The 22,357-nt window shown below is 63.8% G+C and carries 2 protein-coding genes (1 of these 2 cut by a window edge); both read right to left on the bottom strand.

Features of this window, described 5'->3' with window-relative positions:
* Positions 1-10,037, bottom strand: the 5' portion of a protein-coding gene (locus tag BW33_RS11655; RefSeq protein WP_047599116.1) for a non-ribosomal peptide synthase/polyketide synthase. The gene continues 4,960 nt to the left of window position 1, outside the view; the window shows 10,037 of its 14,997 coding nt (coding positions 1-10,037); its start codon is at positions 10,035-10,037; its stop codon lies off the left edge, out of view.
* On the bottom strand, positions 10,037-22,357 hold the full coding sequence (locus BW33_RS11650) for a non-ribosomal peptide synthetase (RefSeq protein ID WP_047599115.1): 12,321 nt from the start codon (positions 22,355-22,357) through the stop codon (positions 10,037-10,039). The genes BW33_RS11655 and BW33_RS11650 overlap by 1 nt, the downstream gene beginning before the upstream one ends.

Genomic DNA, 22,357 nt, shown 5'->3' with positions numbered 1-22,357 from the left:
CCCGCCAGATTAATGATGCGCACGCTCGGCGGAATCTGCCCGGCACGCTGCAGCGCGGCGATCGCCGACGGCACGGTGTTGATCAGGCGCACCTGATCACGAGCCGGCAGTTGCGCCAACTCCAGTGCATTACGGACGATGATCAGCGAGCCGCCGTTGGCCAGGGTGACGAACAGCTCCCACACCGACAGGTCGAAGCACACCGAAGTCGAGGCCAGCACGCCTTGGATGTCATCGCGGCTGTAGACCTTGGCCGACCAGTCGATCAGCGCCATGACGTTGCGATGGGCAATCGCCACGCCTTTTGGTTTGCCGGTGGAACCGGAGGTGTAGATCACGTAGGCGAGGTTGTCCGGCTGCACCGCAGTCTGTGGCGCAACAGTCGAATAGCCGCCCAGCGACAGCTGATCCATCAGCAGCACTTGCGTATCGCCCGGCAGGCTCAGAGTCGCGGCAACCGCCTGTTCGGTGAGCAACACCCGCGCCCGACTGTCTTCGAGCATGTAAGCCACGCGATCCGCCGGATAGTCCGGGTCCAGCGGCACATAGGCGCCGCCGGCCTTGAGCACCGCCAGCAAGGCAATCAGCAATTGCTCCGAACGCGGCATGGCCACGCCGACGCGCACTTCCGGGCCGACGCCTAGCTCTACCAGTTTGTGTGCCAGACGATTGGCCTGCGCGTCCAGTTCGGCGTAGGTCAGTTGCGTATGGGCGAAGGTCACCGCCAAGGCATCCGGGGTCACCGCCGCTTGATGGGCGATGGCTTGATGGATGCACTGCTCGGTGGCGAAATCGCTGTTCAGCGGCGGGGTATGTTCGATCAGGTTCAGCTCGCTGAGCGAACGCTCCCCCGACTCGCTCATCTGCCCGAGCAGGCGCTGCAGATACCCAGCCAGTTGCACCACGCTGTGCGCGGCAAAGCTTTCGCACTGGTAGCTGAAGTGCATCGACAACTCGTCGCTCAAGTGCACCAGCAGCGTCAGCGGATAGTTGGTCTGCTCATGATTGTGGATTTCGCCGAAGCGCAGTTCTTGTGGTGCGCCCTGCGCCAGCGCCTCGGACACCGGGTAGTTCTCGAACACCAGAATGTTGTCGAACAGCGCCTCACCGTTGCGCTCGGCCCAGCGCTGAATATCGAACAGCGGGGTGTGTTCATGCTCACGCAAGGCCAGGTTCTGCGCCTGCACGCTCTGCAACCATTCGCCAACGCTCGATGGCGAGTGCGGACTGGCGATGACCGGCAAGGTGTTGATGAACAGACCGATCTGCTGCTCGACGCCTTTGAGTTCAGCCGGACGCCCCGCCACCGTGGCGCCGAACGCCACACACGGCTGGCCGGTCAGGCGCTGCAACAGCAGCAGCCATGCCGCCTGAATCAGCGTGTTGAGGGTGACTTTCTGCTGGCGCGCGAACTCGCCCAGACGCCGCGTCTGCTCAGCGTCGAGCACGCAGAAATGTTCACCATGACCGTCGCACGGTGCATCGCCGCGCTGCGCCTGCAACGCTTGCGCCAGCAAGGTCGGCGCTTGCAGGTCAGCCAGTTGCGCAGTCCAGTAACGCTCGCTGGCCTGCACGTCCTGGCGCTGCAGCCATTCGATGTAATCGCGGTAACGACCGGCCAGTGGCGGCTGGGCAACCCCGCTGTAACGCTGCAGGACTTCGCCGAGCAACTGCGAGTTGCTCCAGCCGTCCATCAGAATGTGGTGGTTGGTGTAGATCAAGTGGCAGCGCTGCTCGTCCAGACGCACCACGACCATGCGCAACAGCGGCCCCTGGCTCAGGTCGAAACCTTGCGCCTGTTCGGCCGCCGCCAGTGCATTCAGATCACTCTGACAATCGTCACGATCACGCCAGTCGAGGACGCGGAACGGCATGTTCAGTTGCTTGTGCACCACCTGCACCGGACGCGCCAGTTGACCCTGCCAGACAAAGCTGCTGCGCAGGATGTCGTGGTTGTCCACCGCCGCTTGCCAGGCTTGCTGGAAGCGTTGCGGATCGAGGCCTTCGACATCGAGCCGGACCTGGTTGATGTAATCGCCGGTGGCCTGCTCGTAGAGGCTGTGGAACAACATGCCCTGCTGCATCGCCGACAGCGGATACACATCGGCGACCTGGCGCGGCGCCAGCGGGAACTGATCGAGCTGCGCCTGCGTCAGGCCGGCCAGCGGGAAGTCCGACGGGGTCAGGCCTTCGACGCCCGGGGTCAGGCAATGGCCGATCAACGCCGCGAGTTCTGCGGCGTAATCTTCCGCCAGGGCTTCGATCACCGCGCTGTCGAAACGCTCGCGGCTGAACGTCCAGCCCACCCGCAGCTCACCGCCATACACTTGACCGTTGAGGGTCAACCAGTTGCCCAGCGGCGCCTCCGGGCTCTGATCGAGACCGGCGTTGTCCGGCGACGGCACGAACAGCGCAGCCTCGTCGCCAGCGAAACTGCCGTCGAACTGCCCGAGGTAGTTGAAGGTGATGCGCGGGCTCGGCAAGGCCTGCAGGCGCTGTTGCGCGCGGGCATCACCGAGGTGACGCAAGGCGCCGAAACCGATGCCCTTGTTGGGGATCGAGCGCAGTTGTTCCTTGATCAGCTTGATCGACTCGTCAAGCGTATCTGCCGGCGTCAGGCGCACTGGGAACAGGCTGGTGAACCAGCCCACCGTGCGGGTCAGATCGACACCGTCGAACAGTTCTTCGCGACCATGACCTTCGAGCTGGATCAGCGTCGACGCCTGCCCGCTCCAGCGACCAATGACCCGCGCCAATGCCGTCAGCAACAGATCGTTGACCTGCGTGCGGTACGCCGCCGGGGCCTCTTGCAGCAGTTGCCGCGTCAGCTCGGCACCGAGCCGGGTCTGCACGGTCAGGGCCAGACGATTGTCCTGGCTGGCGTCAATGCGTTTGCACGGCAGATCGCTACTCACATCGCTCAGGCAAGCCTGCCAATAATCCAGTTCGGCCTGCAACGCCGGGCTGTTGGCGTAACGCTGCAAATGCTCGCCCCAGTCCTTGAACGCGCTGGTCCGGGACGGCAGGCTCAACGGCTGATCATTAAGCAATTGCTGATAAGCGTTATGCAGGTCTTCCAGCAGAATCCGCCACGACACGCCGTCCACCGCCAGGTGATGAATCACCAACTGCAAACGCTGAGTGCCATCAGCCAGATTCGCCAGCACCGCTCGCAGCAACGGCCCGTGTTGCAGATCGAGGCTGCGCTGGGCGCGATTACCCAAGGCTTCAAGGGCCGCGGCATCAGCGACGTGTTCCTGCCAGAGCAGGTTCTGCGGCAGCGCTTCGACCGCACGGTGCTCGGCCTGCCACACGCCATCGCGCTGAGTGAAGCTCAGGCGCAAGGCATCGTGATGGGCCACCAGTGCGCGCAACACTTGCTCGACTTTTTCAGCGTCCAGCGCCTGCCGCGGTTGCAGCAGCACTGACTGGTTCCAATGATGACGCTGTGGAATCTCGTCGGCGAAGAACTGCTGCTGAATCGGCAGCAGCAACGCTGCACCGCTCGCGGCTTGCTGATCAATGCTCGACTCGTCGTCACCCCACTGCGCGACCAGTGCCAGACGCTGCACGGTCTGGTGCTGGAACAAATCTTTGGGATTGAGGCGAATGCCGGCCTGACGGGCGCGGCTGACCACCTGAATCGAGATGATCGAGTCGCCGCCCAATTCGAAGAAGTTGTCGTGGATGCCGACTTGCGGCAGCTTCAGCACGTCCTGCCAGATCGCGGCCAGACCCTGCTCCATCGCGCTTTGCGGCGCCTGATAGGTCTGCTGCGCCTGGCTGGCGTCCGGTGACGGCAAGGCGTTGCGGTTGAGTTTGCCGTTGGCGGTCAACGGCAATTGCGCCAGCAGCAACAGGTGCGCCGGAACCATGTGATCCGGCAGATTGGCCTTGAGTTCGGCGCGCACGCTGTCGCGCCACAGCGCCTGTTCGGCCGGGCTTGCGTCGAGCAGCTCGGCGTCGCCTGGCACCAGATACGCCACCAGTTGCTGACCGCTGAGGCCCGGCTGCGCCAGTACCACGGCCTGACGCACCGCCGCCTGTTCCAGCAGTTGCGCTTCGATCTCGCCGAGTTCGATACGGAAACCGCGAATCTTCACCTGATGGTCGATCCGGCCGATGTATTCGATCACGCCGTCGGCGCAGTAGCGCGCCAGGTCACCGGTACGGTACAAGCGCCCACCATCGGCGGCGAACGGGTCGGGAATGAAGCGCAGGCTGGTCAGATCCGCACGGTTCAGGTAACCGCGAGCCAGGCCCGCACGACCGACGTACAGCTCACCGATGCAACCTTTGGCGACCGGGTTCAGATCACCGTCGAGCAAGTACCAGGACAGATCGGGAATCGGTTCGCCGATCGGACTGCTGGCGTCACGCTGCAAATCGGCCAGCGAAATCGGCCGGTAGGTCACGTGCACGGTGGTTTCGGTGATGCCGTACATGTTGATCAGTTGCGGTGCCTGATCGCCGAAACGCTCGAACCACGGACGCAGGCTCTTGACCTCCAGCGCCTCGCCGCCGAACACCACGTAACGCAGCGCCAGTGCTTGCGCCGCGTGCTCCGGGGCGCAGGCCACTTGCATCAATTGCTTGAACGCCGACGGCGTCTGGTTGAGCACGCTGATGCCTTCATGGCAGAGCAAGGCGAAGAAATCTTCCGGCGAGCGGCTGACCTCGTAAGGCACCACCACCAGTTTGCCGCCGTACAGCAGTGCCCCGAAAATCTCCCACACCGAGAAATCGAAAGCGTAGGAATGGAACAGGCTCCAGACATCCGTGGCGCCGAAATCGAACCACGCATCAGTGGCCTCAAACAGGCGCAGTACGTTGCGATGGGCCAGCAACGTGCCCTTCGGTTGACCGGTAGAACCGGAGGTGTAGATCACGTAAGCCAGGTTGTCCGGGCTCATGCGCACGTGCGGATTGCTGTCGCTGTAGCCTTCCAGACCATCACGCTCCTGATCGAGCATCAGGCTGCGCAGCGAATCCGGTACCGGCAGACGACCCAGCAAATGGCTCTGGGTCAGCAGCAAGGCGATGCCGCTGTCGCCGATCATGTAGCTCAGGCGTTCTTCCGGATACGTCGGGTCCAGCGGCACATAGGCACCGCCGGCCTTGAGAATCGCCAGCAGGCCGACCAGCATGTCGAGGCTGCGCTCCACCGCCAGACCGACGCGCACGTCCGGGCCGACACCGCTGGCAATCAGCTTGTGAGCCAACTGGTTGGCGCGACTGTTGAGCTCGCCGTAGCTCAGGGACTGCCCGGCACAGCTCACGGCAATCGCTTGCGGGGCGCGGGCGGCTTGTTGTTCGATCCGTTGATGCAGGCACTGCTCGCTCGGGAAATCGCGGATGGCCGGGTTCCACTGACGCAAGGTCGCCGCGTGTTCGGCAGCGTCATGCAACGGCAGTTCGGCGATGCGCTGAGTGCTGTCGGCGACGATGCCTTGCAGCAGATGGGTCCAGTGTTGCGCCAGGCGTTCGATGGTCTCGACGTCGAACAGGTCGGTGGCATACGTCAACTCGGCCCAGACGTTGTCGCTCGATTCAAAGGTGTTCAGGGTCATGTCGAACTGCGCGGTACTGGACGCCCACGGCAAGCCTTCAATCGCCAGTTTTGGCAGACGCGTGGCACCCTGCGCCTGACGCACCTGGCTCTGGTGGTTGTGCATCACCTGGAACAGTGGGCTGTGACTGAGGCTGCGTTCCGGTTGCAGTGCGTCGACCAATTGCTCGAACGGCAGATCCTGATGCGCCTGCGCGCCGAGCACGGTGTTTTTCACTTGCTGCAGCAGGCTGCGGAACGTCTGCTGACTGTCGAACTCAGCCTTCAGTACTTGGGTGTTGACGAAGAAACCGATCAGGCCTTCGGTCTCGACCCGGTTGCGGTTGGCCACCGGCACCCCGACGCGGATATCGGCCTGACCACTGTAGCGATGCAGCAAGGTCTGGAACGACGCCAGCAACAGCGCAAACAGCGTGACGTTCTCGCGCTGCGCCAGTTGCTTGAGCGCGGTGGCCAGTTCGACGCTTAGCGGGATATCGCGACGGGCGCCGCGATAGCTCTGCTCGGCTGGGCGTGGACGGTCGGTCGGCAACTCCAGCAGCGGTTGATCACCATCGCCGAGTTGTGCGGTCCAGTAGCTCAATTGACGCTCGCGTTCACCGGCGTCCATCCACTGTTTCTGCCACACGGCGTAGTCGGCGTATTGCACCGGCAGCGCCGGCAATTGCACGCTCTGACCCTGGCTGCAGGCGGCATACAACGCCACCAGCTCATCGACCATGACATTCACCGACCAGCCATCGGAGACGATGTGATGCAGGGTAATGACCAGCGCGTGGTCATCGGCGGCCAGACGCAGCAGTTTTACCCGCAGCAACGGGCCTTGCTGCAGATTGAACAGGTGCAGGGTTTCGGCGGCGACCAGCGCTTGCAGCGCCGCCTCGTCGAGATCCGCCGCCACGTTCTGCACCTGCAGATCGAGCGTGCCGTGAGCCTGGATCACTTGCAGGGTCTGGCCCTGCTGTTCGACAAAACAGGTGCGCAGCGATTCATGGCGCTCGATCAGCGCGTCGAAGCTGCGCTGCAACGCCGGCAGATCCAGTTCACCGCGCAGACGCAAGGCTGCCGGCACGTGATAAGCGGTGCTGGTCGGCTCCAGTTGCCAGAGGAACCACTGACGCTCCTGGGCATAGGACAGCGCCAGTGGTTGCAGGCGTGGCAAGGCAACAATCGGCGGCTCCCGATGCGCCTGATCGACACCCAGCGCGGCGACAAAGTCTTCCAGCGAGCTGTGTTCGAACAAAGTGCGCAGCGGCACCTGCACGTTCAGCGCCTGACGGACGCGCGAGACCACCTGCGTGACCAGCAACGAGTGGCCGCCCAGTTCAAAGAAGTTGTCACTCAGACCCACGCGATCAAGCTTGAGCACCGCTTGCCAGATCTCGGCGACGCTGTGCTGAGTGGCGGTTTGTGGCGCGAGGTAAGTCGATTGCAGCTGGCTGGCGTCAGGTGCCGGCAAGGCTTTGCGGTCGACTTTGCCGTTCGGGGTCAGCGGCAGCTGCGCGAGGAACAACAGGTGCGCCGGCACCATGTATTCCGGCAGCTCGGCCTTGAGGCTGGCTTTCACTGCGGCGCGCAGTTCGACTTCATCAATATCGTCGGCGGTCGGCACCACATAACCGACCAGTTGCGGGCCGGTCGGACCATCCTGAGCGATTACGACGGTTTCGCGCACGTTGTCGAGGGCGAGCAAACGCGCTTCGATTTCGCCGAGTTCAATCCGGAAACCACGGATTTTCACCTGATGGTCGATTCGCCCGATGTACTCGATCACGCCTTCGGCGCGATAGCGGGTCAGGTCGCCGGTGCGGTACAGACGCGCGCCGGTTTTCGAGAATGGATCCGGGACAAAACGTTCGGCAGTCAGGCTCGGGCGCTGGAAGTAACCACGAGCGAGGCCGTCGCCGCCGATCAGCAGTTCCCCCGGGGCGCCGAGCGGATTGAGCTCCAGGTCGCTGCCGAGGATGTACAACGCGGTGTTGTCGATCGGCGTGCCGAGGAATGGACGGCTGTTATCCGCACTCAAGGCGTGTTGCGCCGACCAGATGGTGGTTTCGGTCGGGCCGTAGAGGTTCCACACCCTCGGCGTCAGCGCCAGCATGCGTTGCGCCAGTTCCTGCGACAGTGCTTCACCGCCGCAGAGGAACGTGCGACCGGTGAGGATCTGCGCGTGTTCGCTGTCCAGCAGCATGCGCCAAGTGGAGGGCGTGGCTTGCAGCGCCGTCACGGCGTGACGCTCGATCAGTTCGAGCACCGCTTGCGGATCCTGATGCACATCCTTGCCGGTCAGCACCACACAGGCGCCGGCCAGCAACGGGCCGTAGATTTCCAGGCCGAAAATATCGAACGAGAACGTGGTCAGCGACAGCATGCGATCGCCGGCACAGATACCCGGCTGCTTGATCATGCTTGCGACAAAGTTGCTCAGCGCCGCGTGGCGCACCATCACGCCTTTCGGTTTTCCGGTGGAACCGGAGGTGTAGATCGTGTAGGCGAGGTGCTCGCCATTGACGGCAACGTCCGGCGCGCTCTGTGGATAAGCCGCCAGCCACTCGTGCGGCTGATCGAGCAACAGCGTTTGTACGCCCGGCGGGATCGGCAGTTGCGCCTGCAAATGGCTTTGGGTCAGCAGCAATTGCAGACCGCTGTCCTCAATCATGTAGGCCAGACGATCCTGCGGATACGCCGGGTCCAGCGGCACATAAGCACCGCCAGCCTTGAGGATCGCCAGCAGGCCGACGATCATTTCCACACTGCGTTCGACGGCGATGCCGACCCGCTGATCCGGGCCGACACCGGCCTCGATCAGCTTGTGCGCCAGCTGACTGGAGCGAGCCTCCAGCTCGCCATAGCTCAGCACGTCTTCGCCGATGATCAGGGCGGTGGCCTGCGGTGTTTGCTGCGCACGCCGGGAGAAATCCTGCTGCACGCATTCGGCTTGCGCGCTGCGGTCGGCGATGCGCAACCAGTCCTGCAACAGCACGCCGTGCTCGGCGCTTTCCAGCAACGGCAATTCGCCAACGCGCTGGCTCGGTGCGGCGACGATACCGCGTAGCAGGTTCTGCCAGTGACGCGCCAGACGCTCGACGGTTTCAGCTTTGAACAGATCGGTGGCGTAGGTCAGCTCGGCGGCAAAGCCGTCGCTGGACTCGTAGGTATTCAGCGTCAGGTCGAACTGCGCGGTGCGCCCTTCCCACCGCACATCCTCGACACTCAGCTGCGGCAACTGCGCCGCGCTGCGCCCCTGATCACGGCTGGTCTGGTGGTTGAACATCACCTGGAACACCGGGCTGTGGCTCAGGCTGCGCTCTGGTTGCAGGGCTTCGATCAGTTGCTCGAACGGCAGATCCTGATGCGCCTGCGCGGCCATCGCCGCCTGCTTGACCTGAGCCAGCAACTGGTTGAACGGCAGCTGCCCGCTGACCTCGGCACTCAGCACCTGCGTGTTGACGAAGAAGCCGATCAGGCCTTCAGTCTCGACGCGGTTGCGGTTGGCGGTCGGCACCCCGACGCGAATCTGCGCCTGACCGCTGTAGCGATGCAGCAACGCCTGGAACGACGCCAGCAACAACATGAACAGGCTCGCACCTTCGCGCTGCGCCAGCTGTTTGAGGGCGTCACCGAGGTCTGCCGGCAGGTTCAGCTCCAGTCGCGCACCGCGCAGGCTTTGCAGCGCCGGACGCGGGAAATCGATCGGCAGCTCCAGCACCGGCTGCTCGCCACCCAGGGTCTTGACCCAGTAGGCCAACTGGCGCTCACGCTCGCCCGCTTCCAGCCAGTGCCGCTGCCAGATCGCGTAGTCAGCGTACTGTATTTCCAGCTCCGGCAGGCTCAGCGGCTGCCCGGCGGTGTCGGCGGCGTAATGCTGGATCAGCTCGTTGACCAGGACTTTGATCGACCAGCCATCGGAGATGATGTGGTGCTGGATCAGCACCAGCACGTGGTCGTCTTCCGCCACTTTCAGCAGCGCCACCCGCAGCAGCGGGCCCTGCTGCAAATTGAACGGGCGCGCGGTTGCGCTTTCGACGAAGGCCTTGATCGCCGCGTCTTCCCCGGTGGCGTCGAGCCCCTCAGGCAATGCCGTCAGGCTGATGCTCAGCGGCAGCTGCGGATGAATCACCTGGCAAAAGCTTTCACCCTGCTCGGCGAAAGTGGTGCGCAGGCTTTCGTGACGCGCCGCCACTGCGTTGAAGCTGCGTTCCAGCGCGGCCACATCCAGCCGACCCTTGAGGCGCAGGGCGCTGGGGATGTGATACGCGGTGCTGTGCGGGTCCATTTGCCAGAGGAACAGTTGACGTTCCTGAGCGTACGACAGAGGAATCGCCGCAAACCCGGAACGTGTTTCCGGGATCGGCAGGTTGGCCGGAGAGACGCCCTCTTCGAGCATCTTTTCCAGGTACAGCTTACGTTTGTCCAGCGGCAGAGTGATAAAGCGCTTGGCTACCCTCAAAGCAACACTCTTGTCCATCAGACTTCCTCCATATCGTCAAGCAGGGCTTCCAGCTTGCTCAGTTTCTGTTCGTTGATTGCCCCGCCTCCTGTATCGAGTCGAGCGACAAAATCGCTCAGGACGGGGTGCTGGAATAACAGTTGCGGGGTCAGCGTCAGACCCAGTTCAAGGGCCATGCGCGACACCACGTTGACCGCCAGCAGCGAGTGCCCGCCGAGTTCGAAGAAGTGATCGTTCAGACCAATGCGTTGCACTTCGAGCACTTGCTGCCAGATCGCCGCGACCTGCTGCTCAAGCTCACTGTGCGGCGCGACATACGCGGCCTGCATCTGGCTGGCATCGACCGCCGGCAGGGCCTTGCGGTCGAGTTTGCCGTTGGGGGTCAGTGGCAACTGCTCAAGGAACAGCAGGTGCGCGGGAATCATGTAGTCAGGTAACGAAGACTTGAGGCCAGTCTTTAGTCCCTCGCGCAGTTGGCGCTGCGCGTCCCCGTCGTGCATCTCCAGTTGCGGGGCGACCACATACGCCACCAGTTGCGCGCCGGTGTCGCTTTCGACGGCCAGCACCGCCGCTTCGCCGACTGCCGGTTGCGCGAGCAATCGCGCCTCGATCTCCCCCAGTTCGATGCGGAATCCACGAATTTTCACCTGATGGTCGATCCGGCCCATGTACTCCAGCTCGCCCTCCTCGCGCTCACGAATCAGGTCACCGGTGCGGTACATGCGCTCGCCGTTGCCGACGAAAGGATTTGGCACAAAGCGCTCGGCGGTCATTGCCGCACGTCCCAGATAACCGCGCGTGATGCCGGCGCCGGACAGGTACAGCTCGGCCGAAACGCCTTGCGGAACCGCGTGCAGATCGGCATCCAGCAAATGGCTGGCGCTGTAATCGAGCGCACGCCCAATCCGCGCCTGACCGCCAGCACTGCGGCGGGTCCAGGTCGAATAAGTGGTGTCTTCCGACGGGCCGTACAGGTCGTAAACGTGCTCGACCGTCGATTGCTGATACAGCGTATCCACCAAGGCTTGTTTCAGCGGTTCACCCGCCAGATTGATGATGCGCACGCTCGGCGGAATCTGCCCGGCACGCTGCAGCGCGGCGATCGCCGACGGCACGGTGTTGATCAGGCGCACCTGATCACGAGCCGGCAGTTGCGCCAACTCCAGTGCATTACGGGCGATGATCAGCGAGCCGCCGTTGGCCAGGGTGACAAACAGTTCCCACACCGACAGGTCGAAGCACACCGAAGTCGAGGCCAGCACGCCTTGAATGTCGTCGCGGCTGTAGACCTTGGCCGACCAGTCGATCAGCGCCATGACGTTGCGATGGGCAATCGCCACGCCTTTTGGTTTGCCGGTGGAACCGGAGGTGTAGATCACGTAGGCGAGGTTGTCCGGCTGCACCGCAGTCTGTGGCGCAACAGTCGAATAGCCGCCCAGCGACAGCTGATCCATCAGCAGCACTTGCGTATCGCCCGGCAGGCTCAGAGTCGCGGCAACCGCCTGTTCGGTGAGCAACACCCGCGCCCGACTGTCTTCCAGCATGTAAGCCACGCGATCCGCCGGGTAATCCGGGTCCAGCGGCACATAGGCGCCGCCGGCCTTGAGCACCGCCAGCAAGGCAATCAGCAATTGCTCCGAACGCGGCATGGCCACGCCGACGCGCACTTCCGGGCCGACGCCTAGCTCTACCAGTTTGTGTGCCAGACGATTGGCCTGCGCGTCCAGTTCGGCGTAGGCCAGTTGAGTATGGGCGAAGGTCACCGCCAAGGCATCCGGGGTCACCGCCGCTTGATGGGCGATGGCTTGATGGATGCACTGCTCGGTGGCGAAATCGCTGTTCAGCGGCGGGTTATGTTCGATCAGGTTCAGCGCGCTGAGCGTGCGTTCGCCGCCATCCGCCATCTGGCTCAGCAGACGCTGCAGATGCGCGCCCAACTGCGCCACGCTGGCCGCCGCGAAGCTGTCGCGCTGATAACTGAAATGCACCGACAGTTGCGCGCCCATGTTCACCAGCAGGGTCAGCGGATAGTGGGTCTGCTCCTGATTGGCCACCGCGCCGAAGCGCAGACCCTGCGGCGCACCACGCTCCAGTGCTTCGCCGATCGGGTAGTTCTCGAACACCATCAGGCTGTCGAACAGTGCGTCACCACCCTGCCCGGCCCAGCGCTGAATGTCCGCCAGCGGCGTGTGTTCGAACTCGCGCGAGGCGAGGTTCTGCGCCTGCACCGCTTGCAGCCAGGCAACCACGCTCTGCTGCGCGGACGGCGCGGCGATCACCGGCAGCGTGTTGATGAACAGGCCGATCTGCGTTTCGGCACCCGGCAGATCCGCCGGACGCCCGGCGACGGTGGCGCCGAACGCCACGTAATCCTTGCCGGTGTAGCGCTGCAACAACAGCAGCCAGGCCGCTTGCACCACTGTGTTGACGGTGACTTTTGCAGCCCGGGCAAACTCGCCCAGGCGCTGGCTCAGCTCAGCGTCCAGCACCTGGTAATAATCGCCATAACCCACGCTCGGCAAACCGGCGTGCGGTCGCGCGATGGCATTGGCCAGGCGTGTCGGCTCCTGCAGAGTGCCCAGCGTTGCCCGCCAGTAGGCTTGCGCCGCCGCGCCATCCTGACGTTGCAGCCAGGCGATGTAATCGCGGTAGCGACCCGCGCCACGGGCGACCGCTTCGCCGCTGTAATGCTGCAACACTTCGCCGAGCAACTGCGCGCTGCTCCAGCCGTCCATCAGGATGTGATGGTTGGTGTAGATCAGGTGATAACGATCGGCTGCGGTGCGCACCAGCACCAGACGCATCAGCGGTGCACAGCTCAGATCCAGACCCAGGGCGCGCTCCTCATCAGCGAGAGTCTGCAGCGCTGCCTCCAGATCAGTCCTGCCGTGCCAGTCGAGCACGCTGAATGGCACCTCGACCTGACGCTGCACCACTTGCACCGGTTGCGGCAGATCGCCTTGCCAGAAAAAGCCGCTGCGCAGGATGTCGTGGGCATCCACCGCGGCCTGCCACGCTGCGCGGAAGCGTTGCGGATCGACACCGTCGACGTCCAGGCGCATCTGGTTGATGTAGTCGCCATTGCCGTGTTCGAGCAAGGTGTGGAACAGCATGCCCTGCTGCATCGGCGACAGCGGATAGATGTCGTCGATGCCTTGCGGCTCGAGCACCAGTGCGTCGAGTTGTTCTTGCGACAGTTGCGCCAGCGGGAAGTCCGACGGCGTCACGCCACGGTTGGCACTGTCGCAGCAGTGGCCGATCAGTGCAGTCAGTTCCTGCAGATAGTCGTCGGCCAGACGCTGGATAGTGGCGGTGTCGAACATCGCGCCGCTGTAGGTCCAGCTCAGGTCCAGCTCACCGCCGAAGACCTTGCTGTTGAGCGCCAGCGGATTGCCCAGCGGCCCTTGCAGATTGACCTCTGCGCCGCCGGACTCGCTGGTCGGCACGAACAGGGCATCGCTGGCAGCATCGAAGCTGCCGTCGAACTGGCCAAGGTAGTTGAAGGTCAGGCGCGGCGCCGGCAAGGCTTGCAGGGTGGCACGCGCCGACTCATCACCGAGGCGCGCGAGTGCGCCGAAACCAATGCCTTTGTGGGGGATCGCCCGCAGCTGTTCCTTGATCTGCTTGAGCGATGCGCCGAGTTCGGCGACCGGTGCCAGGCGTGCCGGGAATACGCTGGTGAACCAGCCTACTGTGCGGGTCAGATCGATGTGTTCGAACAGGTCTTCGCGACCATGGCCCTCAAGCAATACCAACGCATTGTTGTCACCGGTCCAGCGCACCAGCACCCGCGCCAGTGCGGTCAGCAACAGGTCGTTGACCTGGGTGCGATAGGCCGCCGGCGCTTCCTGCAACAGCTGACGGGTCAGGGTCTGATCGAGTTTGCTGCGCAGGGTCAGTGCCTGATCGTGCTGCTGCCCCCCCTGCGGACGGTCATAAGGCAAAGCCGCCGAAGCGCCCTGCAACTGCTGCTGCCAGAAGCCCAGCTCGGCCTGCAACGCAGGGGTTTTGGCGTAGTCCTGCAACGCCGCCGCCCAGGCCTTGAGCGCACTGGTCTTGGCCGGCAACTGCACGGCGTGGCCAGCGAGAATCTGCCGGTAGGCACGTTGCAGGTCTTCGAACAGAATCCGCCACGACACGCCATCGACCACCAGGTGATGGACGATCAGCAGCAGGCGCTGACTGCCATCAGCCAGGTTCGCCAGCACCACGCGGATCAGCGAACCGCCGCTCAGTTGCAGGCTGCGCTGGGCCTTGTTGCCCAGTGCTTCAAGGGCGGCGAGATCAGCGACCTCGACTTGCCAGAGGATGGTTTCCCCCGCTTGCGTGGCGACGTCGCGGTAATGCGCCGACCAACCCGCAGCCTGCCCGACAAAGTCCAGACGCAAACTGTCGTGCTGAACGACCAACGCATCCAGCGCTTGCTCAAGTACCTGAGCGTCCAGCGCCTGCGTCGGCTTGAGCATCACCGCCTGGTTCCAGTGGTGACGGTCGGGAATCGCCTCGGCAAAAAATGCCTGATGAATCGGCAGCAACGCGGTTTCGCCAGTTTGCGCGAGCTGATCAATGGGCTGCACGGCTTCGCCGGTCTGCGCGACCGTGGCCAGGGCCTGAATGGTCTGGTGCTGGAACAGGTCTTTGGGGCTGAAGCGAATCCCGGCCTGCCGCGCCCGGCTGACCACTTGAATCGAGATGATCGAGTCGCCGCCCAGTTCGAAGAAGTTATCGCTGACGCCGACCTGCTCAAGCTTGAGCACGTCTTGCCAGATCGCCGCCAGTTGCTGCTCCAGCGCCGTGTGTGGCGCGAGGTAGGTCTGTTGCAGTTGGCTGACGTCCGGTTTTGGCAGGTTCTTGCGATCGAGCTTGCCGTTCGGCGTCAGCGGCATGCGCTCAAGACGCAGGACATACGCCGGCACCATGTGCGCCGGCAGGCTGGCCTTGAGCTGCGCGCGCAGGTCTTCGGTGAACTCGGCACTCGCTGAATCACCGACCACGTAGGCCACCAGACGCTTGCCACTGCCGGCGCTGCCTTCCTGCGCCACGACCACCGCTTCACGCACGCCGTCGAGGGCTTGCAGCGCCGCTTCGACTTCGCCCAGTTCAATACGGAAACCGCGAATCTTCACCTGATTGTCGATGCGATCCAGATAGTCAAAGGTGCCGTCGACGCGCTGGCGCACCAGGTCACCGGTGCGATAGAGCAAGCCGCCATGGGCGCTGAACGGGTCGGCGACAAAACGCTCGGCGGTCAGCCCCGGACGGTTCAGATAACCCCGCGCCAACCCGGTACCACCGAGGTACAACTCACCGGCCATGCCTTGTGGCAACAGGTTCAGATCGGCGTCGAGCACATAGGCGCTGCGGTCGCCGATCCGGCTGCCGATCGGTGCGTAAGCAGCGCCGCACGGCTCTTCACGGCCAGCCTTCCAGATCAACGGCGTGACCACGGTTTCGGTCGGGCCGTAGCCATTGATGATGTAGTCCGGATCGAGGGCGCGTTTGACCCGTTCGAAACTGGCATTCGGCACCGCATCGCCGCCGAAGCAATAGATCCGCACGTTCGGCGGGTTGCCGACACGCTCGGCGTGTTCGGCCAGTTGTTGCAAGTAAACCGGCGGGAACGCGACCACGCTCACGCCGTGTTCGATCATCGCGTTGTAGGTCTGCTCCGGCGTCCACAATGTGTCGTCGCGAATCAGCAGCGAAGCACCGTGGGTCAGGCTGGTCAGCCAGCGTTCGTGGGCGCCGTCGAAGGCGAACGACATGAAGTGGAATTCGCAGTCGCTGTCGCGCATTTCGTAGCGCTGACCGATGGCCTGGCAATGCATCGCCAATGGGCCGTGGGCAACGCTGACGCCTTTCGGATTGCCGGTGGAACCGGAGGTGTAGATCACGTACGCGAGGTTGTGCGGATCGACTGGCACCTGCGGCGCCGTGCTCGGCAACTCGCGCAGGTCGAGACGATCCAGTTCCAGCAACGGCACCGACTCGCCGACCGGCAACTGCGCCGACACCGATGAATCGCTGATCAGCAGCGCCAGCCCTGAATCCTCAATCAGATAGGCCAGGCGTTCACGCGGATAACTGGTGTCCAGCGGCACGTAGGCACCGCCGGCCTTGAGCACCGCCAGCAGCGCGACGATCACCGCCTCGCTGCGTGGCAGGGCCACACCCACCCGAGTCTCGGCGCCGACACCACGGGCGATCAGCGCGTGAGCCAGTTGATTGGCACGCTGCTCGATCTCGCCATAACTGAAGTGCTGACCATTGAAGATCACCGCGGTGCGCTGCGGACGCTCGACCGCCAGCGCGGCAATGCGCTGATGCACAGCGATGTCCACCGGGTATGGCTGCGGATGGTTTTCGGCTTGCTGGCGGGCGTGCTCTTGCGCGCTGGCCAGAGCGATTTCGCCAAGGTTGCGTTCGGCCGACAGCGCAAACTGTTCAAGCAATTGCAGCAGGTGGGCACTGATGCCTTCGATCACCTCACCGGCAAACTGGCTGCGGTCGAAGCTGTAGTGCAGCGCCAGTTGCTGACCGAGGGTGACCGCCACGCTCAGGGCGTAGTGGGTCTGCTCCAGGTTGCCGACATCACCGAATGTCAGACCCTGCCCGGCCTGGCTCAGCGCCTGGGCGACCGGGTAGTTTTCGAACACCAGAATGTTGTCGAACAGCGCTTCACCGCCCTGCCCGGCCCAGCGCTGGATGTCCGCCAGCGGCGTGTGTTCAAAGTCGCGCAGGCTGAGGTTCTGCGCCTGCACCGCTTGCAGCCACTGGCCAACGCTTTGGTCCGGGCGCGGCGCGCCGATCACCGGCAAGGTGTTGATGAACAGGCCGACTTGCTGCTCGATGCCCGGCAAATCCGCCGGACGCCCGGCCACGGTCGCACCGAACGCCACCGCTTCGTGACCGGTGTAGCGCTGCAGCAACAGCAGCCACGCGGCTTGCACCAGAGTGTTGACGGTGACTTTCTGCTGCCGGGCAAACGCTTCCAGCGCCTGGGTGCGCGGCACGTCCAGGGTCAGATAATGGTCGCCGTGGCCGCTGTCGCGCTCGCCGCCGGTGGCGGCGCGGGCCAGTCGGGTCGGCTCTTGCAGGGCAGCCAATTGGCCGCTCCAGAAGTCCTGACTGAGTTGCGCGTCCTGACGCTGCAGCCAGGCGATGTAATCGCGATACCGTCCGCCACCATGGGCCGGGGTGCGACCGCTGTAGCGCTGCAACACTTCGCCGAGCAACTGCGAGTTGCTCCAGCCATCCATCAGAATGTGGTGATGGGTGTAGATCAGGTGCCATTGCTCGGCAGCGGTCTGCACCAGCACCAGACGCAGCAACGGTGCATGGCTCAGATCGAATCCTTGCTGACGCTCGGCATCGGCCAGCGCCGCGAGGGCTGCCGGCTGATCGTCGCGCTGGCGCCAGTCGAGAATGCTGAATGGCAACTGCACCTGTTTGTGCACGATCTGCAGCGGTTGCGCCAGCTCGCCCTGCCAGACGAAACCGCTGCGCAGAATGTCCTGTGCAGCGACGGTAGCCTGCCACGCGGCACGGAAACGCTCAGGGTCAACGCCTTGCACATCCACGCGCAACTGATTGATGTATTCACCCGCCGCTTGCTCGTAGAGGGTATGGAACAGCAAACCCTGCTGCATCGGCGACAGCGGATAGACATCGTCGAGCTGACCGGCCGGCACCGGCAGCGCATCCAGTTGCGCCTGGGTCACGCGGGCCAGCGGGAAGTCCGACGGCGTCGCTTGCGCGGTTGGCAGCGTGCAGCAGTGTTCGATCAGCGCCTGCAACTCGATGGCGTATTGATCGACCAGTTGCTGCACCGTGGCAACGTCGAACATCTCGCGGCTGAAGCCCCAACTCATCGACAATTCGCCGCCATACACCTGACCTTCCACGGTCAGCCAGTTGCCCAGAGGCGCCGACGGATCCTGCGCCACGCCGCTGGTTTCAACAGCCGGCACGAACAGCGCCGCCTCGTCGAACTGGCGGTCGAACTGGCCCAGGTAGTTGAAAGTGATGCGCGGTTGCGGCAGCGCGGCCAGTTCGGCGCGCACCGACGGCGCGGCCAAATGACGTAGCACGCCGTAACCCAGACCTTTGTCCGGCACCGCGCGCAGTTGCTCCTTGATCGCCTTGATCGAGCCGTCGAGATCAGCGCTGGCGGTCAGGTTGAGCGCGAACAGGCTGGTGAACCAGCCCACGGTGCGGGTCAGGTCAATGTCATCGAACAGGTCTTCGCGGCCATGCCCTTCCAGTTCGATCAACGTGCCCGGCTGCTGGCTCCAGCGGCTGATGGTGCGCGCCAGCGCGGTAAGCAACAGATCGTTGACCTGGGTGCGATACGCGGCGGGCGCCTGTTGCAGCAACCGACGGGTGCGCTCGGCGTCGAGGCGCCATTCGATTTTTTCGCCATGCAGGTTGTGCAGGCTGCCATCCGGGCGGTCGCACGGTAGATCCCTGGCGCCCTGATGCTGGGCTTTCCAATAGCTCAATTGGTCATCGAAGCGCGACGCTTCTTGCGCCAGACGCGCAGTCCAGCTCTGGAACGCGCTGGTCTTCGCCGGCAACTGAATGCCGCCACCCGCCGCGAGTTGCTCGTAAGCCTGCTGCAGATCTTCCAGCAGCACCCGCCAGGAAACGCCATCGACCGCCAGGTGATGAATGATCAGTGCCAGTCGTTGCGAGCCGTCGGCCATCGTCACCAGCAACGCGCGCAGCAGCGGGCCGTTTTGCAGGTCGAGGCTGCGCTGAGCTTCGTTGCACAGTGCCTGCAACTGTTCGGCAGATTCGGCGTCGCGTTGCCACAGCTCAGTGCCCGTCAGCAACGGGCCGTGGCTTTGCTGCCAGCCTTCGCTGCCTTCGACAAAGCGCAGGCGCAAGGCGTCATGGTGATTGATCAGGTGCGTCAGTGCCGCATCGAGCCATTGCGCGTTCAATGCCTCGCGCGGGGTCAGCAGCAACGACTGGTTCCAGTGCTCGCGCACCGGCATCGCGCGGCTGAAAAAATCTTGCTGGATCGGCCCGAGAACGGCGTCGCCGGTCACCGGCCCCTGATCCACCGAGGACAGATTATCGTGGCTCGCGACCAGCGCCAGACTGCGCACCGTCTGGTACTGGAACAGGTCACGCGGGCTGATACGGATCCCGGCCTGCCGCGCACGGCTGACCACTTGAATCGAGATGATCGAATCGCCGCCCAGCTCGAAGAAATTGTCTTCGAGGCCAACGCGTTCAAGGCCGAGCACAGCCTCCCAGATCGCCGCGAGGGCTTTCTGCATGGCGTCCTGGGGCGCCACGAACGCCTGTTGCGGCGCGGCATCCGGTTGCGGCAAGGCCTTGCGGTCGAGCTTGCCGTTGGCGGTGACCGGCAATTTATCGAGGGTGATCAGGTAGGTCGGCACCATGAATTCCGGCAGGCTGCCGAGCAGCCACGCCTTGACCTCCTGCTGCCATTGCTCATCTGACTGCGGGTTTTCCAGGACTAGATAAGCCACCAGATGCTTACCGCCCTGCACCAGCACCACCGCCTCACGCACCAGCGTGTGCTGCATCAGGCGGGTTTCGATTTCACCCAACTCGATGCGCAAACCGCGTAACTTCACCTGATGGTCGAGACGGCCGAGGTATTCGATCACGCCGTCGGCACGCTGCCGCACACGGTCGCCGGTGCGGTACAGGCGCGCGCCGTCATGGAACGGGCACGGCACAAAACGTTCGGCCGTCAGCGCCGGGCGCTGGTGGTAACTGCGCGCCAGCCCGGCGCCGCCCAGATACAGCTCACCGGCGACACCGCTTGGTACCGGCAGCAATTCGGCATCGAGGACATGGGTGCGCAGGTTGGCGATCGGCCGGCCGATCGGCACGCTGTCTGCGCCTTCATCGACACAGGTCCAGTGGGTGACGTCGATGGCCGCTTCGGTCGGGCCGTACAAGTTGTAGAGGCTGGCGTTCGGCAGTTTGGCGAAGACTTGCAGCTGCGCATCCAGCGGCAACGCTTCACCGCTGCAGACAATCCGCTTGAGGCTGCTGCAGCTTTCCACGCCGGCCTCGTGGATGAACGCCTGCAACATCGACGGCACAAAGTGCAGCGTGCTGATGGCGTGGCGGTTGATGCTATCGATCAGTTGCAGCGGATCACGGTGCGCGCCCGGCGCGGCCACCACCAGCCGCGCGCCGGTCAGCAGCGGCCAGAAGAACTCCCACACCGATACGTCGAAACTGAACGGGGTTTTCTGCAGCACCGAATCACTGGCGTGCAGCGCATAGGCTTCCTGCATCCAGCACAGACGGTTGACCAGCGCCGCGTGGCTGTTGCCGGCGCCCTTTGGCTTGCCGGTGGAACCCGAGGTGTAAATCACGTAGGCCAGGTTCAGCGGATCGACACTGACGTCGGAACGGCTATCGCTGTAGCGGTCGAGCAGCCCCGGCTGATCCAGGGTGATGACGTTTACGCCGTCAGTCGGCAGCGTTGCCAGCAACGCTTGTTGCGTCAGCAGCAAGGTGATGCCGCTGTCCTCGATCATGTAGGCCAGGCGCTCCTGCGGGTACTCCGGATCCAGCGGCACGTAGGCGCCGCCAGCCTTGAGAATCGCCAGCAGCGCGACGACCATTTCCACCGAACGCAGGGCGCAGACGCCGACCAGGCTGTCCGCCTGCACACCCTGTTCGCGCAGCAGATGCGCCAGGCGATTGGCCCGGCCATCCAGTTCGGCGTAACTCAGCGTCTGTTCGCCGAATACCAGCGCCGGTGCCTGCGGTGTGCGCGCGACCTGCGCTTCGATCAGTTGATGAATCGGTGTGTCGCTCGGGTACTGCGCGTGGACGTTGTTCCAGTCGTGCACCAGCGTGCGCTGCTCGTCAGCCTCCAGCAGCGGCAACTCACCGATACGCTGCGACGGATCGGCGACCATCGCCGTCAGCAAGCGCAGCCAGTGCCGCGCCATGCGTTCGATGGTCGGTGCATCGAACAGGTCGCTGGCGTAGGTCAGTGCGGCGTGCAACTTGCCGCCCTTCTCCCAAGTGTCCAGCGTCAGGTCGAACTGGGTGGTGCGACTCTGCCAGTCGAGACTGTCGAGCAACAGGCCGGATGCGGTGCTGATGGTGGCGATATCGGCCACGTGCGGCTGATGGTTGTACATCACCTGGAACAGCGGCGTATGGCTGAGGCTGCGTTCCAGCTTCAGCGCTTCGACCAGTTGCTCGAACGGCAGATCCTGATGCGCCTGGGCACCGAGCGCGGTTTCCTTGATCGCTCGCAGCAGTTCATCGACCCGAGTCTGACCGTGCAACTGCGTGCGCAGCACCTGAGTGTTGACGAAGAAGCCGATCAGCCCTTCGATCTCGCCGCGATTGCGGTTGGCGATCGGCACACCGACGCGCAGGTCGGTCTGCCCGGTGTAACGGTGCAGCAGCGCATTGAAAGCGCCGAGCAGGAACATGAACACAGTGACCTGATGCTGTTGCGCAGTGCTGCGCAGTTGCTCGGCCAATTGGCCGTCGACCGCGAATTCGTAACGGGTACCGCGATAGCTCGGCATCGCCGGGCGCGAATGATCCAGTGGCAACTCCAGCACCGGGTGTTCGTCGCCCAGTTGTGCCTGCCAATAGTCGAGCTGGCGCGCCTGCTCACCGGCTTCCAGCCAGCGACGTTGCCACAGCGCATAGTCGCTGTACTGAATCGGCAGTGGCGGCAATTGCGGCGCCTGACCGGCGTCGAACGCGTCGTAGCAACGGATGAATTCGTCGATCAACACGTTCATCGACCAGCCATCGGACACGATGTGATGCAGGGTCAGCAGCAGCACGTGTTCCTGCTCGGCAAGCTTGAGCAAGGTCACTCGCAGCAACGGGCCGACCGCCAGATCAAATGGCAACACCGACTGCTGTTCGGCGGCGCGGATCACCGCCTGCTCGCGCTCACCGGCCGGCAGCGCACTGAAGTCTTCCCGGTTAATCAGCAGCGGCGCCGTGGCCGGCACCTGCAGCAGGCTGTCATCGGCCTGGCGCTGGAACACCGTACGCAGGGTTTCGTGGCGTTCCACCAGGCTGGCGAAGGCTTGCTCCAGTGCCGCCAGGTTCAGCCGCCCGTTGAGCCGCACCGCACCGGGCAGGTTGTAGGCGCCGCTCTGCGGATCGAGTTGCCAGAGGAACCACATGCGTCGCTGCGCGTAAGACAGCGCCTGACGATCCTCGGCTGCGATGCCGGCCGGTATCGGGAACCGCGCGAAATCCACGCCCTCCTTGTGCAGGGCCGCGAGGAACATCTGGCGCTTTTCCAGGGGCAACCCGATAAACCGGCGAGCAAGTTTCAAGGAGTCTTCAGCATTCAT

The organism is Pseudomonas sp. RIT288 (assembly GCF_000631985.1).
Taxonomy (GTDB): Bacteria; Pseudomonadota; Gammaproteobacteria; order Pseudomonadales; family Pseudomonadaceae; genus Aquipseudomonas.
The sequence above is the reverse complement of the archived record's forward strand: the minus strand, read 5'-3'. Positions and strand labels throughout refer to the sequence as shown.

Excerpts from the sequence above, each read along its gene's own strand:
- BW33_RS11650 (WP_047599115.1), bottom strand. The coding sequence starts at position 22,357 with ATGAATGCTGAAGACTCCTTGAAACTTGCTCGCCGGTTTATCGGGTTG.